The organism is Desulfosarcina ovata subsp. ovata (assembly GCF_009689005.1).
GTDB lineage: Bacteria > Desulfobacterota > Desulfobacteria > Desulfobacterales > Desulfosarcinaceae > Desulfosarcina > Desulfosarcina ovata.
Genome location: NZ_AP021879.1, coordinates 4,697,183 through 4,710,458, shown reverse-complemented (window position 1 = coordinate 4,710,458; position 13,276 = coordinate 4,697,183). Strand labels below are relative to the sequence as shown.

Here is a 13,276-nt window from a genome sequence, read left to right as displayed (position 1 = left end):
AGTTTCCTAAATTCAATCAAGCCGCCATGCGCAGCAGTACGTCCACGAGAGAATTAAAGACGGATTTGCGTGGCACCGGGAAGAGCCTACCAAAATCCTTGTCCATCGCGGCCTTTGTAACGGATCGGCGGACATCCGAAAAGGCAAAATGACGGCGGCCGCCGACGGCATGCCGGCGAGATGGCGTTTTCTCGACCCGGCTGGCGTAAATCCAGGCGACGGTGGTCGCCAGCATGCAAAAGTGCAGATGGTTGCTGACGGCCTGCGGATGACGGCTTTGCGTGTCAGCGCTGCCGATGTCGTTTTTCAATTCCTTGAATAAGGCTTCGATCTTCCAGCGGGCCCCATAGTATTCGATAATCTGCTCAGCCGAAAGGGACAGGTCGGTGGAATAAAGTGCCACCCACTGTGTCTTACGATAGACCCAGACCACCTTGACCGCACATCGGATGGTCTTGAGCATCACCACGCGTTCATAGGCTACGATGTTCCGGTTGCGGCCATACAGGTTGACGATGTATTCTTTTGCCAGCGATTTGAATCGAACGGCCAACGCTGCCGCATTCCCCAGCTTGCGGCCATATTTACGCGGGCGGCCTTGTCGTCCGGTCGGAGGTGGCGGCAGTTCAAATATTGTGCTGTTGGATCGAAGCCTGGAAATCATATCCACCCATATGCCCAACTGTTTTTTCAATGGCTTCCACAGGCCGCCATTGCCGAACCATGAGTCGGTGATGATGACAATCCGTTTTCTGGGAAACACCGCGGCAATCTCACCGATCATGTCGACCGCCATGGCAAGCTTGCTCTTGAATGTCACTTCCGGTCCATTGCTGTCACGGTTCATTCGTTCGATGGTTTTCTTCAGGAGGTAGAAACGATAACTCAGCGGCAGACAGGCCCAACGTCCCTTGATCATCTTCAACAACCCCACAGCAACGATGTTCTGGGCCCACGGATACCTGGACTGGTTTTGCTTGGCAGCATGATCGAAAACCTTGTCGCAGGCGAAAATCTTCTTGCCTGTCTTGGCGTTGATACTGTCATCCAGAGCCAGCATTAACCGCCCACCGGTCGTTGGCAGCGGAATCAATTTCCACAGCGTGGGCCATAACCGTTGCCATGGAATCCGTGGGGATGCCATGAAGGTATAGAACTTTTTACGACTGATCCCGGAAAAGCCGAACACCGTCTTCAAGCACCGTAGAATGTTTGAGGTCCTCGATGAGGCGAAAGGAACAATGATCGCCACGATCGTGTATACGAACCATATTCCCCGTTCCTGACCTTTACTGGACTGAGCAAATTCGTTTTTGAGTTTTTCAAGGATGTCGTGTAGGATAAGCATGCGAGGCCTCCGGTTGGGTTGTTTGTTTGTGGAAGAAGAAACATACCACAACCGAGCCTCGCAATCAACATTAACATACTGTATTAACTAAATATTTGATCATATTGCCAAAAATCGGTCCCGATATCTGTAATGATTTCAATAGGTTACAGGCGACCGCCATTTTGCTAACCATCTGTTATTACAGGAAATATTAATATTCTTCAGTAGTACTCACCCCGCCGGGCTGCTTTCAAAAAGGGGAAACTTTAGAAACCAATCAGACCCCTTTGAAAGGTTATGCACATTTTCAGAGTAGTTCCGGCATCGACCGGTAAGCTCGTCTGACATGGCAACCAAACGGCTATTGTCTTTTTTTGAATGATGAATGCTCAGTATGCCTGCATCCGTATCCACATTTTCGACCTTCAGAAGTCTTGCTTCGGAAGACCGAAGGCCGCAGGCGTAAACTAGCCGGAAAAATACCGGCATGATGAGATGGCGATATGGACATTCACCGACGTAGCAGCATTGATCCGTCTGATGGAAGAATCGTTTCAGTTCATTTTCCGTATAGATGTGAGAAACATACTGCTGTCCCGCCGGGTAATATCCTTTTGGGAGGACGTATGCGCCAATTCCAATATTTTCCATATACACGGCAAGCTGCCGCAAGATAGAGGCTCTTGCACACTGATTGGCCTGTGCCTCATAGTTCCTTTTTGAGCACCACTCCAATACTATTTCCTTTGAAAGGATCGATGCTTCGGGATATTTTTCAGCGGTAAAGGAGGAAAATCTTGATAGATGCGCCGTTTCTGCCTCATATTTATACCCGACCGCTTGCTTCAAGCCGACATGGTTTTTGATATGCTCTGCAAATGGACCTCTGAACGGGTAGTTTCTCATGAGCCCACCTCCGGAGTATGCAGACAGCATTCTTTAAGCTTATTGATGCCCACCTTCAAATAGACTGCTGTAGCGTCCGTGTCCGTATGACCCAGAATATCCGAGATGACAGCAAGCGGTGTGTCATGCTCAAGCATTCTTGAAGCTGCCGTATGACGAAGAGAGTGCATACCACGGTGCTTCTTCAAAGTAGGCAGATGTGCAATCCGCATATAATCACGGATTATCTGATACAGATGATCATTTTCCGAAAAGGGAAGAAATGGCGCCACGTGCCTTACAAAAAGAACAGGCAAATCCACTTTTGGCCTGCCGTATTTCAGATAATCAATGACAGCCCATCCAACTTCGGAAGGAATCGGCAGGGTTACTGTTTCCCTTGTTTTTGATTGGATAAATGTCAGTTTCTTCGTTCCCCAGTCGAAACAACCAAAAGTGAGGTTTTTGATATCAGTGACTCTAAGACCCAACACGCAGGCAAGGAGGATAATGGCATAGTCCCGTTTTCCCTTTGGATTTCCTCGATCAATGGCGCCTATCAGTGCATCCAACTCTTCTTTCGTCCAAACGGATGGGATGCGTGTCTGTTTACGAGCCTGAATCATTGGTGTTTTAGAAGCCAGATCCGTTTGTAGGATGTTCTGTTCCTGCAAATACCTTTGCTAAGGCAAAAATAGTGTAACGCTTCCCGTTCTGTTTATTCAGGCCCCGTTTAAAAAATATCCCAAATATATTAATGCGTTAGTGATCATTGGCTGCCTTTAGGACGTTGCAAAATAATGTAACTTTTTCATCGTATTTCAGGCCTTGAAGCATCTTACGCCGCTGCGCGTTAGCGGTTAATAGAGAAACGATGCAATAACAATCGACTTTACGAGAGTTAAAAAAAGTTACGATGTGGGATTTAGATTAACAGGTCTTGGGAGAAAGCTGATTCGCCGCAGAGTGAGGGAAGAGATTGTTTTTTGGAGCCTACATGGGATGAAGATTGGCGAGAAAGTCGACCGCCAGATTTAAATCGACGAAGCTATGGCCCAGTTCTTTGGCCTTGTCGCGGCAATCCGTGCAAATTTCCTTGAATTTTCTCATATCGCCCCTGGTGGCCACATAAATCTGTTCGATGGCTTCAGATTCAAAATCCTTGTATTCCAGGATGAAATCCTCGACTACGATGGGATACAGAATCAAGGTTTTCAATCGGCTGAGGATATCCGGATGCTGGCTGGTCAAATATGTCCTCACCTTTGGCAGTCCGGCCAAAACGATGGGCACGTGCGCGTCCATGATTCGTTTCAGGTAGGGCCAAACCCTTTTTTCGATGTCATTGGCCTCGTCGATGATGATGTAATAATCGGTCAGATTGCGGATCAGCTTCAAATGATGGGGCGTGCGCCGATAAGTGGCCACCGCCTCGTAGTTCAACCCTTGAAGGATGGAGGCCAACATTTCATGCACATTGAAAAGCGACTCCACCCATACGCCTTGAAGTTTTTTGGGTTTGAGCAGTTCGAGGAAACGAGTTTTTCCGACACCATATTCGCCCTCGATCAATACGCTCTGTCCCCGGTAGATCCGGTTGTATACCGCGGATAGATAGGAGACCCGGCGCTTATCGTTTATAAAACTTTGTTTTCGCTGCATGAGGCATACGGGGCCAAAGGGTTGTTTGACAATTGTCTTTCGCAATCCAAAATGAACGCATTGAAAAGCGCCTTGCCGGTGATGGTTTCAGGCTGGCGTAGTTTGATCGCGTAAGCGATATATCGTTTCCGGTGTTGCCGATAGATTGTTTGGGCGGCATCGAGGGTCAAACCCCGAAGATGGATGTCAATCAGTCGTGGCCTGTCCACCGCCATCTTTTTCTCCTGCAGAAAAGCGCTGATCAATTCAACCGCGTTGGGTTCGGTGCCTGCCTTTTTGACCGGCTTTTCGTAAGGTTCCCGGCGCAGCGCTTCACCCAGCAGGATACCGTTTTCCTTATGCTCGAAGATAAACAGCTTGTCGCCAAGATCGGAGATATACACCTTGGTGCTCTTGTGGCGGCTGAAGTGTTGCGCGCCAACGGCCACATAGTAGGTCTGCTTTTTGAAAGTAATGATGCCTTTCGCCCCCACGGTGGCGTTGATCTTGTCATAGCCGTATTTGACGAAATGGCGTACGTCATCCGCACTGAACGTTATCCACTCGTATTGGGCAAGACCGTCGTCAAACTTCTCCTTGGGCACCCAGGCCGATGTTTTACCGTTCACAGAATAATAGTGCTTTTGCTCATTGTGCTGCCGGCGATAGGCTTCGAGTAAACCACTCTGGCGCAGCGTTGCAAGATCGATGTCGAGATAGGTGATGGTAATTTTTCCTTTTTTGCCCTTTTTGTAGATATAGCCCGGTTCTGTCTTAACGATGCGGTCTTCAAAGTGCTTGATGATCCGCATTTCAAAATGATGGATGCTGCGATGGGATGATTCCAGATGTGCTTTGTCCTTGGGCGCATGGATGCGTGAGAAGTTTGGTTGCAGATAAAATCCGCCTGGCAATGAAAATTTGATGTTCAGTTCGTTGATGGGGCGTTTCAGGTTGACAAAACCCTTTGCATTGTCCGGTCTCAGCCGTATCTTTTTTTGCGGAAAGGGGGTGCTCACCAAAAATTTCTCGAACAGGTCCACCGAATTTAGACTGCTTTCGGAAAAATAGGCGTCAAGCACAAGCATGTTGCGCGATCCGGTGTCAAAAAACTCGATCACCTGGGGCTTGGCCCAAACGCCGTCGTCCGATCGAATCTTGAAATAGCGAAACCTGCATCCGTCCATTTGAATCAAATCGAAGACCGGTTCGTCCTTAAAGCAGACGCTGGGATCGTTCTTTTCCTCGAAGTCTGGTTTTTCCAAATAGACCTTGAGGTTGGCTTGCCTGGCAAAACGCCTTAAAGCGCTAAGTGAGATGCTACGTTCGAACTCTTGTTCGAGCCAGGCGTGGTAATTTTTGATGGTTCGTCCATGGCGGGTGATAAATACAAAACGATCGTCCGATGGATCGCTGGAAGCCTTGACCATCTCGATGAAGCGGTTTTGGATTTTTTCGGTCAAGACCCGGCGCCGGCCGCTGCACTTTCTGCCTTCCATGATGCCTTGGCCGGCAAGCAGCAGCGGTTTGGGAATGACGCCGGTCTTACGGTATTGATCCATGTAATATTTTTTGGCCCTGCGTTTGGCGCTGCCGGTTTTGTCCATGATCTTTTTGTGCAGCAAGATCAGGAAACGGTCGTCCATGGGCAGTTGTTCAAAGTCTTTGTCTTTCATGACGAATGATTTTCTCTTTCATCACTTTCAGCCAGAATAAGGCCGCTTGTCTGGATGTCGTTTGCCAATCATCGTTTTGCGCCGACCGAATCTGTTCCAGCATGGCCATCACGGCCGTTTTATAGTCTGCGCTGATGATATCGACCACAGACGCATTCTTTTTTTTGACATGCTTGGCCTTTAGGGTTTGATGGGCGTACTTTCTAATATTCTTAGCCGTGAGCGCCATGCCGGATGCGATAAATGCACGCCAGATCTTGCGTTGATCCTCTTTTGTAAAACGCGTTAGAATCCTGGCCTGGTATTCATTCTCCGGAAGGATGCCGTCGCCAATTGGAGACAAATTGTCGATGACATTGGCGGCCTTAATCAGACGATATGCCTGGGATCGGGCCATATCCCACCGGTCCTTGACATAGCCTTCAAACGAATCGAACAGCAAATCTCGAAACAATTGATCGTCTCGAATCTGCTTTAATGCCTTACCGGTTTGGTGAAAATGGTGTTGATTGGCAGCGATGATCTCCTCCAATTGGGTGAGTCGGTTGTTGGCCATCTGTTCACCCGATGCTCATCCGTTTCCCGATATCGCCAAGCAGTTGATTCAATTCCAACCGTTGGTCCGTTAAAGGATCCGGTCTGTTTGGTACAAGGGTTTGCAAATATTTGACACTGTCAACGAATCCAAGGCCTTTCACGGTCATGACCAAATCAATCGGGTTGAAGTTTTTCTCGCAAAGAAAGCACCTGGCGAGATTGGTCTTGGGGTTGGTCGCGGTTTGAAATTCATTGCATAGCGGGCATAGAAAACGAAAAATGCCTTCGATCACTTTAGATGGGATATGAAGCTGTTCTTTGATCAGCCAGTCAACCGGGATCCGATTGCGCAGTTGAAACAGTTCTCCCCCTGTAAACCGTCGTCTCATGATATTGGCCTCCTTATCTGCGTAAAAAATCCTGAAAAAGATTTCATCCATAACCACGGCGTGGAAAATGGCTCACAATTTCACCCGGCCGACCGCAAAAATGGCAGCGGCATCGAAAACCGAGGCGAAAAGGTACCGAAATTTCGATCTGTGGTGGCAACATAACCCGTTTAAAAGGGCTTGTTGAAGTATGATCATCCATGTTTTTTCTACGTGGATCGATTTCACGATGCCGACGACGGTTTTCGGCAAGACGGTGGGCTTTTTTACCTTTATCGGTTTTACGGTAGCGTCGCTGCGCTTTTCGACGGGACTGGAGACGACCGGCGATGCGGCATGCATCGCAACAATAAGCATGCCCACGAAAGCAGCACCGGCACACACAAAAAACGGTGTTGCACCAACGACAGGATATTTGGATCAGCTTTACCATCCGGCCTTGAAAGTGGCCGGAGTTTAAAGTAATTTACTTAATGAACATCCGGCCTTGATACGGAGTTCACCCTGAAAGCCCGGAAGTGATGGTTCCGGGCTTTCTCCTCATTTTCTTGGACCATGACAATACCCACTTTACAACCTACAAAAACTTTTTGGTAAAAACGATTGCCGGCGGGAGCTATTGCGGCGGGGTAGCGTGGTAGGTTTATTGATTTTTGGGGCGGGGTCTCGCTGCGGGATAGTAGAACCAACCGTTACACTTTTGCCGCATAGGCGGGGTAGGCCGTTACACTATTTTTGCCTTAGCATTGTCTATACCTTTTTATTTATCAATTATACGATAGGAGAAGAATAAAATCCGTTTGCTCAATTATAATCCTTTGTATCAAACTGAATGCCATGTTTACAAAATAAGCGAGCTTATCAAAATTGATTCCTGATTAACATTTTATTGTCTAATGCTTCAAATCTTTACCACCTTCCCCTGTTCTCGATAAATTGTTACTGGCGAACGTTCAGGATATGCTGCAAGCCGGGTTCAATAGTAGGGCTATGCCTTTTGGAAACAGCTTGCAATAAATCCTCGATTTAGCGATTAAGAACCAAGACCAGGCTTGTCAGCATCATCCTGTTGGTTGGACGATGCGTCAAACGGGAATCCAGTATATGGATTTTTCTGAAAGCCCAAATCTTCCAAAACAAGCTCTTTCTGATGCCATGCCTGCCAGTTTCACACAATGTTGATCCATGTGTGAGGAAAAATCGTTTAAACGCGGGTGAACTTGTATAAATGCAGCCGGCTTTCCCATGTTTTTGGCGCAACGATGCCATATGCGATCTGCATCGGTTGAAGAAGTGGACGTTGATTGTGTCATGCGGCCAGTCTCCAGGGCTCGGTATGGCCGCCGCGGTAGACAAAAACGGTTCGAAGGATCTCCCCGCAATGCGGACAACGGGTTTCAGAAAGATCCGGGAACATTTGGCGCAGCAACTCAATGGTCGTCGGTCGCTCAATTCCGGGGATATACGCCTTTTGGCCCAGACACGCTCGTGCCAGATTCAGTTTTTCCAACTGGGTTGGATGGAAAAGACCGTAGGATCTGACCAGATGCGTTCCTTTCTCCGGAACATGATCCAACAGACGACGGATAAACGTCTGTGCATCCAACTTAAATGTCAGTTGATCATGCTTTTCCGGATGCGCATAGGCGATGGTTACCGTATCCCCATCATAACCCACAATCCGCTTTTCAGAGATCGGCCCCCGGCGGATGTACCGCCCGACGTATTTGAAAACGCCGTTGGCATGTTCGTAAGCCGGCTTGATTTCAGCGTGCCAGCTAACCCGTCCCAGCTTGTTGAGCAGGTTCAAGCATTGCTGAACGCTCTTGCCCGGTGGAGGGGTCAGCACTTGATCCGACGGCTTCCGTCGACCCGTTTTGGTCAAAGGGTTGAAGCCTTCTTTAAGATAATCGAGAAACTTGCCCCTGAACTTGGATGCCAACGCCGGCGTATACACCAACATGTCTTTCTTCGCGCTTACCCACCGACCATCATCGTTCAATCCCCCGGCGGTGATGATCAGATGCAGGTGACAATGCTTGTTAAGGTGATCGTCCCAGCTTTGGAATACGGCGATGACGCCGGGAAGCCCGCCCAACCATCGCAAGTCAGCAAGCATCTCACGTAATGAATGCCATGCGCTTTGCATCATAAGGCCGGTGAACAACCGGCGATTTACCGCCCAGATGGGGTGGAGGTCATGGCTGATGGTAATCACACCATGAAAGTAGGGGCAATCAAGCGCCTGGGACCGTCTGCGCTCAAGCCACAATTGGGTCTCGGTCGAGCCGCACTGGGGACAAGACCGGTTCTTGCACGAATTGGGCAGGATCACCCGATAGTCGCCGTTCGGGCATTCATCGACATGAAACCCCTTTTCAGGAGTTTGGCAGGTCATGATGTCCCAGGCCGCCCGCCACTGCCGGCCATCTAAAATGCGGCCTTTCCGGTATTCCTCGAAATGATCGTTGAATATCTGCTGAACAATCCCGGCTTTCATTTTATTTCCATGTCTGTCTTTACTTCCGCCTTACATTCCCTGATGATTTCCAGGGCACGTTTTTCACCATACTGGGCAACAATTTCATCCCACAATTCAGAGTTTTTCACCTCTTTCTGGAAGTTCCTGGTAAACGTCTCCTGAAACTTATCAGAAAAGGATGCTTCGGATGTTCTTCTCAACTTCTTAAGTCGCTTTCCTTTGCCCATCCTTTCAATCTACTTCCTGCTGCTTGGCAGCATTCGTCCAACGTATAGAGTTTTATCCGTCGTCCCGCCAACCATTGAAACGACGTACCCCCAACAAATGAAGGTGCTGAATCAATGTTGAAGGTCTTTTAGCGCGATGCGGGATGATGGATAAAACTGGTTGGACTAAGGCAATTTGGAACATATTCTCGAAATGACTACCATTTAATATGGGGATTGTAAACAGAGGACTGCCTCGCTGGTTCTGGTGAAAGGGCAGAATCAGAATCCTGGGGGTGATCGTGATTGTTGAATGGGTGAAAACACCGGGTAACCAAGCCTTTTCGGCATCACTCACAATTTATGGGAATGCCGATTTCGATCGTTTCATGACCTGAGGGCAAACCGATCCCATCACTTGGCACTGGTTCAGTTCAATAGGTAATTTAGCTAAGGGGGTACAATTTTTCATTTTAATAACAGATAGTTATATTCAATATGACTGGTTTTTCAAGCCTGCTATAACATATTGATATTATTGGATCACCTATTGAACTGAACCAGTGCCGTCTCCGGACCCTTCCGGGATTTCGTATATCTTTCTCATCATTCCTTGTTTGCAGCTTGGGCACCTCAATATGTCGATACCGGCCTGTGCCATCATGATTGCCTGGACGGACTGATCCCGCACCTCGGGGATATCGGGGGACAAGTTCATCAACAAACGGCACAGGCCAATGTTCTTTTTCTTGCCACGGTTGGCCAAAAAGCCATAATGCCGGATGCGTACGAACCGCTTGGGCAGTACATGCAACAAGAACCGCCGGATGAATTCGACCGCATCGAGGGTGACGGTTTCAGTCGTCTTGCGTTTTCTGTTTTTGATCGTGAACGTCACACGGCCGTCAGAAAAATCAGTGATGCGATGATTCGATATGGCAATGCGATGCGTATAGCGCCCAAGGTAATCGAGCACCCATTCCGGGCGCTCAATGGGCGGCTTGGTATAGACCACCCAGTTTTTCGACCACAGCTGTTTGATCAAGCGCCGGAACCCTTGGCGGGTCCCTAACGCACGGGTATTGCCGGGAAAGCACAACTGGTTCTTGCTATATGCATCTTCCAGATACGATATGAATTTTCCCCGGAAAACTTTCGAAAGCGCTTTTACCGGAAAGAGGAACTCCCCTTTGCTATTGATCCATTCCTTCCCATTTCCGGCGATCGCACCGCCAGGCACCAGGCAGTGCAGGTGAAAATGATCCATCAATGTTTGCGTCCAAGTGTGCAAAATAGCGATGATCCCCAACTGACCACCGAGTTCGTTTTTCGGATTCTTGCCGAAATCGAGCAACGTCTGGCTGGCGGCATGAAACAGGAATCCCAGCATGAGTGGTTTGTTGCACAAAATCAAAGGATTCAATTCATGAGGAAGGGTGAAAACATTGTGAAAATAGTTGACCGGCAAAAGTTCAGCCTGCCGGGCGGACAACCAGCGTTGCTTGGTGATGGTCTGGCATTTCGGGCAATGCCGGTTGCGGCACGAGTTGTAAAGGATGCGTTCGGCTCCGCATTGATCGCACATTTCAACGTGCCCGCCAAGATAAGCGGTCCGGCAATTTAAAATGTCGTATACGACCCTGTAATGCTCCGGCGGCATATTGTATCTTTTGAGATAGTCACCGATGTGGCAGCGCAAAATATCCGCCACTTCCACCTGTCGGTTTGCTGGTTGAGGATAATTATTGATTGGATTCATCGTCATCCTCCCACGGCGGCGCCTGTTGTTCCGGCTCTTCGATGAAATCCAGCGGGCTCTGGACCTTGGCCAACCCGTTTCTGGAAACGTGAAGATAGACCATGGTGGTGGACAACGAGCGATGCCCCATGAGAAGCTGTATCTTGCGCACATCATAGCCGGCTTCCAGCAGATGAGTGGCAAAGCAATGGCGAAGGCAATGAATGCCCTTGCCCTTGGTGATGCCGGCGTCGCTCTTGGCACGGCGGTACATTCTCTGAATCGATGTGATGCTCATGGGAGTGTCGCGACGTTTACCGTAAAACAGCCAATCTGTCGGGCGATAGACCTTCCAATAGCCCCGTAGTTCCTCCAGCAGTTTTTTAGAAAGCAGCGTATCGCGGTCTTTCATGCCTTTGCCCTGATAGACCCGGATCACCATCCGTGCACTGTCGATGCTTTTGACTTTCAGTGCTGCCACTTCACTGACTCGAAGCCCTCCAGAATAAGCCGTCATCAATATCAGCCGATGCTTGAGATCCGCCGGAGTATCGATGATCATGCGAACCTGCTCTCTACTGAGAACTTCAGGTAGGATTTTTGGTTTACGACGACTTGGCATATTCAATGCGATTTCGCTGTTTATCAGTGTATGCTGGTAGAAAAACTTCATCCCGGAAATGATAACATTGCGTGTGCTTGCGCTCTTCCCTTCATCTTTAAGGTGAAGCACGTAGTCTTCGATTTCTGTTTGCGTTAGACGATCCGGTGACTTCCGATGAAATTTTGATAGGCCTTCAACTGCAGACAAATAGGATTGCTGAGTCCTCGGTGAAAAATCCTTAAGTTCCATTGCCCGGATCATCTTTTTACGCAGTTCTGACATGAGTTCCCTCCTTTGATTAATGAGATAAATATGAGATTTTCGGAGTTATACCGATGGAGGGAATTATAATAAAATCGGAGAAAAACCGGAAATGAGGAAAGAATTACAGAAATTCTGGTGGGTTAGCTGCCGCGTAGCGGCTTAGTCCAACGCCGTTCTCACGGGCCGCAAAAGTAACTGAAGGCGGACAGGCAGTGAGATGTTAAACGATGACTTGGCCAGAGATACAATCGCTCGCCTTTTGCGATCCCGTGGAGAAACAGGTTGGCCTCAAGCTTTTGGACCGAGGCGCAGTAACTCTTTATATTCTTTTTGACCTTTACCATATAACAGAAAAAAATTTACATACGCCCCTATCAAGAAAATAAAACAAAATATTCCTAAAAATCTAATATCTGGATTTTTGGTTACAAAAAACAGATAGACCAAACAAAATCCAGAAACTAATAAATAGAGTCCAGAAAAACTAATCAGATGCTTTATCCTATCAAAAATATTAAGAAAACCTTTACCTTCTTCTTGGCCAAATTTCCCACGCCATAAACCAAGATACTCTTCCCAATACATACCTGGAATTTTTGGTTCAAGGACCGCTCGCAGATAGTTTCCCATTCTGATTCTTGCATGCTCACGCTGCATAGTATGAAAAATAAATGGAAGTGATAGAAGTATAGTAAAAATGAGAATGGGAATTTTTCCAGAATCCTTCATCAAAGCGAGCATACCCGCGCTTAACGCTGCATATGTGGCTTGGCCCCAAACTCTTTCTTTGATAATCTCTAACATTTCAGCCCGTAACGATTTATATTCCTCAAGTCGCCCCTCATGACTTTTAGATGGCAATTCGATTGTATCCAAATTCGCTGAATATTTCAAAATATCCTCTATAGTATTAACGCGATCAACAAGTGGATGAAAATAAAATACAGATTCATTATTCTTTGGTCCAACAATAAAAATTTTTGGTCTGCCAGTTGATTGGTACATTGATAAGGCTATGCCCAATTCAACGTACATGGATCGTCCTTCTTCTGGATCACTGAGCAAGGCAAAAATATCACACTCTCGAATTCCCTCAAAATCTCTTTTAGCTATTGATCGTACATATTCGCTTTTTTGATCTCTCCCATCTTCAGGGATATCATCCGTTAAAGTCCAATCGGCAGTTACTTCATGCCCTGTGTTTATCAGTTGATCGAATATTTTTTTAACATTGTCTTTATTCTTTATTCCAGATGCTATGTAGAATTTCATTTTATGCTCCTACATGCTTATATGGCCAACGTATAGAGTTTTATCCGTCGTCCCGCCAACCATTGAAACGACGTACCCCCAACAAATGAAGGTGCTGAATCAATGTTGAAGGTCTTTTAGCGCGATGCGGGATGATGGATAAAACTGGTTGGACTAAGGCAATTTGGAACATATTCTCGAAATGACTACCATTTAATATGGGGATTGTAAACAGAGGACTGCCTCGCTGGTTCTGGTGAAAGGGCAGAATCA

Annotated in this window: 14 protein-coding genes; 1 reads left to right on the top strand and 13 read right to left on the bottom strand. The window is 47.6% G+C overall.

The window, feature by feature from the left end; all coding sequences use genetic code 11:
- Positions 1-16: 16 nt before the first annotated feature.
- The 7 genes from GN112_RS20860 to GN112_RS20830 all read right to left on the bottom strand — a co-directional run bounded on the left by GN112_RS20860 (position 17) and on the right by GN112_RS20830 (position 6,458).
- Positions 17-1,348, bottom strand: coding sequence for an IS701 family transposase (locus GN112_RS20860; protein ID WP_155308529.1), 1,332 nt, complete (start codon positions 1,346-1,348; stop codon positions 17-19).
- Between the two features lie 213 nt (positions 1,349-1,561).
- On the bottom strand, positions 1,562-2,236 hold the full coding sequence (locus GN112_RS20855; RefSeq protein ID WP_231716924.1) for a tyrosine-type recombinase/integrase: 675 nt from the start codon (positions 2,234-2,236) through the stop codon (positions 1,562-1,564).
- Entirely contained in the window at positions 2,233-2,889 is a 657-nt protein-coding gene (locus GN112_RS20850; RefSeq protein WP_231717082.1) for a site-specific integrase, read from the bottom strand. The genes GN112_RS20855 and GN112_RS20850 overlap by 4 nt, the downstream gene beginning before the upstream one ends.
- A 319-nt stretch (positions 2,890-3,208) precedes the next feature.
- The gene (locus GN112_RS20845) at positions 3,209-3,877 is read right to left on the bottom strand and encodes an AAA family ATPase (RefSeq protein WP_155309036.1); all 669 of its coding nucleotides are present in this window, start codon (positions 3,875-3,877) and stop codon (positions 3,209-3,211) included.
- Positions 3,853-5,532: an integrase gene (locus GN112_RS20840; RefSeq protein WP_155309035.1), complete on the bottom strand. Its 1,680-nt coding sequence runs from the start codon at positions 5,530-5,532 to the stop codon at positions 3,853-3,855. Before GN112_RS20840 ends, GN112_RS20845 begins: the two co-directional genes overlap by 25 nt.
- Complete coding sequence (locus GN112_RS20835; RefSeq protein WP_155309688.1) at positions 5,513-6,088, bottom strand: plasmid partition family protein; 576 nt, start codon at positions 6,086-6,088, stop codon at positions 5,513-5,515. Before GN112_RS20835 ends, GN112_RS20840 begins: the two co-directional genes overlap by 20 nt.
- Positions 6,089-6,092: 4 nt before the next feature.
- Entirely contained in the window at positions 6,093-6,458 is a 366-nt protein-coding gene (locus GN112_RS20830) for a hypothetical protein (RefSeq protein WP_197743251.1), read from the bottom strand.
- Between the two features lie 229 nt (positions 6,459-6,687).
- On the opposite strand from GN112_RS20830, the gene GN112_RS20825 reads away from it, so the two are divergent.
- On the top strand, positions 6,688-6,918 hold the full coding sequence (locus GN112_RS20825) for a hypothetical protein (RefSeq protein WP_155309029.1): 231 nt from the start codon (positions 6,688-6,690) through the stop codon (positions 6,916-6,918).
- Between the two features lie 625 nt (positions 6,919-7,543).
- On the opposite strand, the gene GN112_RS20820 is transcribed toward GN112_RS20825, so the two are convergent.
- From GN112_RS20820 to GN112_RS20795, 6 genes are all read right to left on the bottom strand, one after another.
- The gene (locus GN112_RS20820; RefSeq protein WP_155311985.1) at positions 7,544-7,771 is read right to left on the bottom strand and encodes a hypothetical protein; all 228 of its coding nucleotides are present in this window, start codon (positions 7,769-7,771) and stop codon (positions 7,544-7,546) included.
- Positions 7,768-8,958, bottom strand: a complete 1,191-nt coding sequence (locus tag GN112_RS20815) for an IS91 family transposase (protein WP_155311984.1) — start codon at positions 8,956-8,958, stop codon at positions 7,768-7,770. Before GN112_RS20815 ends, GN112_RS20820 begins: the two co-directional genes overlap by 4 nt.
- Positions 8,955-9,167 (bottom strand): hypothetical protein, encoded by a 213-nt coding sequence (locus GN112_RS20810; protein WP_155311983.1) that lies wholly within the window; start codon positions 9,165-9,167, stop codon positions 8,955-8,957. Before GN112_RS20810 ends, GN112_RS20815 begins: the two co-directional genes overlap by 4 nt.
- Positions 9,168-9,693: 526 nt before the next feature.
- The gene (locus GN112_RS20805) at positions 9,694-10,905 is read right to left on the bottom strand and encodes an IS91 family transposase (RefSeq protein WP_197743361.1); all 1,212 of its coding nucleotides are present in this window, start codon (positions 10,903-10,905) and stop codon (positions 9,694-9,696) included.
- On the bottom strand, positions 10,889-11,770 hold the full coding sequence (locus tag GN112_RS20800; protein ID WP_155311982.1) for a tyrosine-type recombinase/integrase: 882 nt from the start codon (positions 11,768-11,770) through the stop codon (positions 10,889-10,891). Before GN112_RS20800 ends, GN112_RS20805 begins: the two co-directional genes overlap by 17 nt.
- A 270-nt stretch (positions 11,771-12,040) precedes the next feature.
- Entirely contained in the window at positions 12,041-13,024 is a 984-nt protein-coding gene (locus GN112_RS20795; protein ID WP_155311981.1) for a hypothetical protein, read from the bottom strand.
- Positions 13,025-13,276 lie beyond the last annotated feature (252 nt).

Coding starts and splice junctions, on each gene's coding strand:
- GN112_RS20810 (WP_155311983.1), bottom strand. CDS start 9,167: ATGGGCAAAGGAAAGCGACTTAAGAAGTTGAGAAGAACATCCGAAGCA.
- GN112_RS20820 (WP_155311985.1), bottom strand. CDS start 7,771: ATGACACAATCAACGTCCACTTCTTCAACCGATGCAGATCGCATATGG.
- GN112_RS20800 (WP_155311982.1), bottom strand. CDS start 11,770: ATGTCAGAACTGCGTAAAAAGATGATCCGGGCAATGGAACTTAAGGAT.
- GN112_RS20795 (WP_155311981.1), bottom strand. CDS start 13,024: ATGAAATTCTACATAGCATCTGGAATAAAGAATAAAGACAATGTTAAA.
- GN112_RS20840 (WP_155309035.1), bottom strand. CDS start 5,532: ATGAAAGACAAAGACTTTGAACAACTGCCCATGGACGACCGTTTCCTG.
- GN112_RS20815 (WP_155311984.1), bottom strand. CDS start 8,958: ATGAAAGCCGGGATTGTTCAGCAGATATTCAACGATCATTTCGAGGAA.
- GN112_RS20830 (WP_197743251.1), bottom strand. CDS start 6,458: ATGAGACGACGGTTTACAGGGGGAGAACTGTTTCAACTGCGCAATCGG.
- GN112_RS20855 (WP_231716924.1), bottom strand. CDS start 2,236: ATGAGAAACTACCCGTTCAGAGGTCCATTTGCAGAGCATATCAAAAAC.
- GN112_RS20835 (WP_155309688.1), bottom strand. CDS start 6,088: ATGGCCAACAACCGACTCACCCAATTGGAGGAGATCATCGCTGCCAAT.
- GN112_RS20860 (WP_155308529.1), bottom strand. CDS start 1,348: ATGCTTATCCTACACGACATCCTTGAAAAACTCAAAAACGAATTTGCT.
- GN112_RS20825 (WP_155309029.1), top strand. CDS start 6,688: ATGCCGACGACGGTTTTCGGCAAGACGGTGGGCTTTTTTACCTTTATC.
- GN112_RS20845 (WP_155309036.1), bottom strand. CDS start 3,877: ATGCAGCGAAAACAAAGTTTTATAAACGATAAGCGCCGGGTCTCCTAT.
- GN112_RS20805 (WP_197743361.1), bottom strand. CDS start 10,905: ATGAATCCAATCAATAATTATCCTCAACCAGCAAACCGACAGGTGGAA.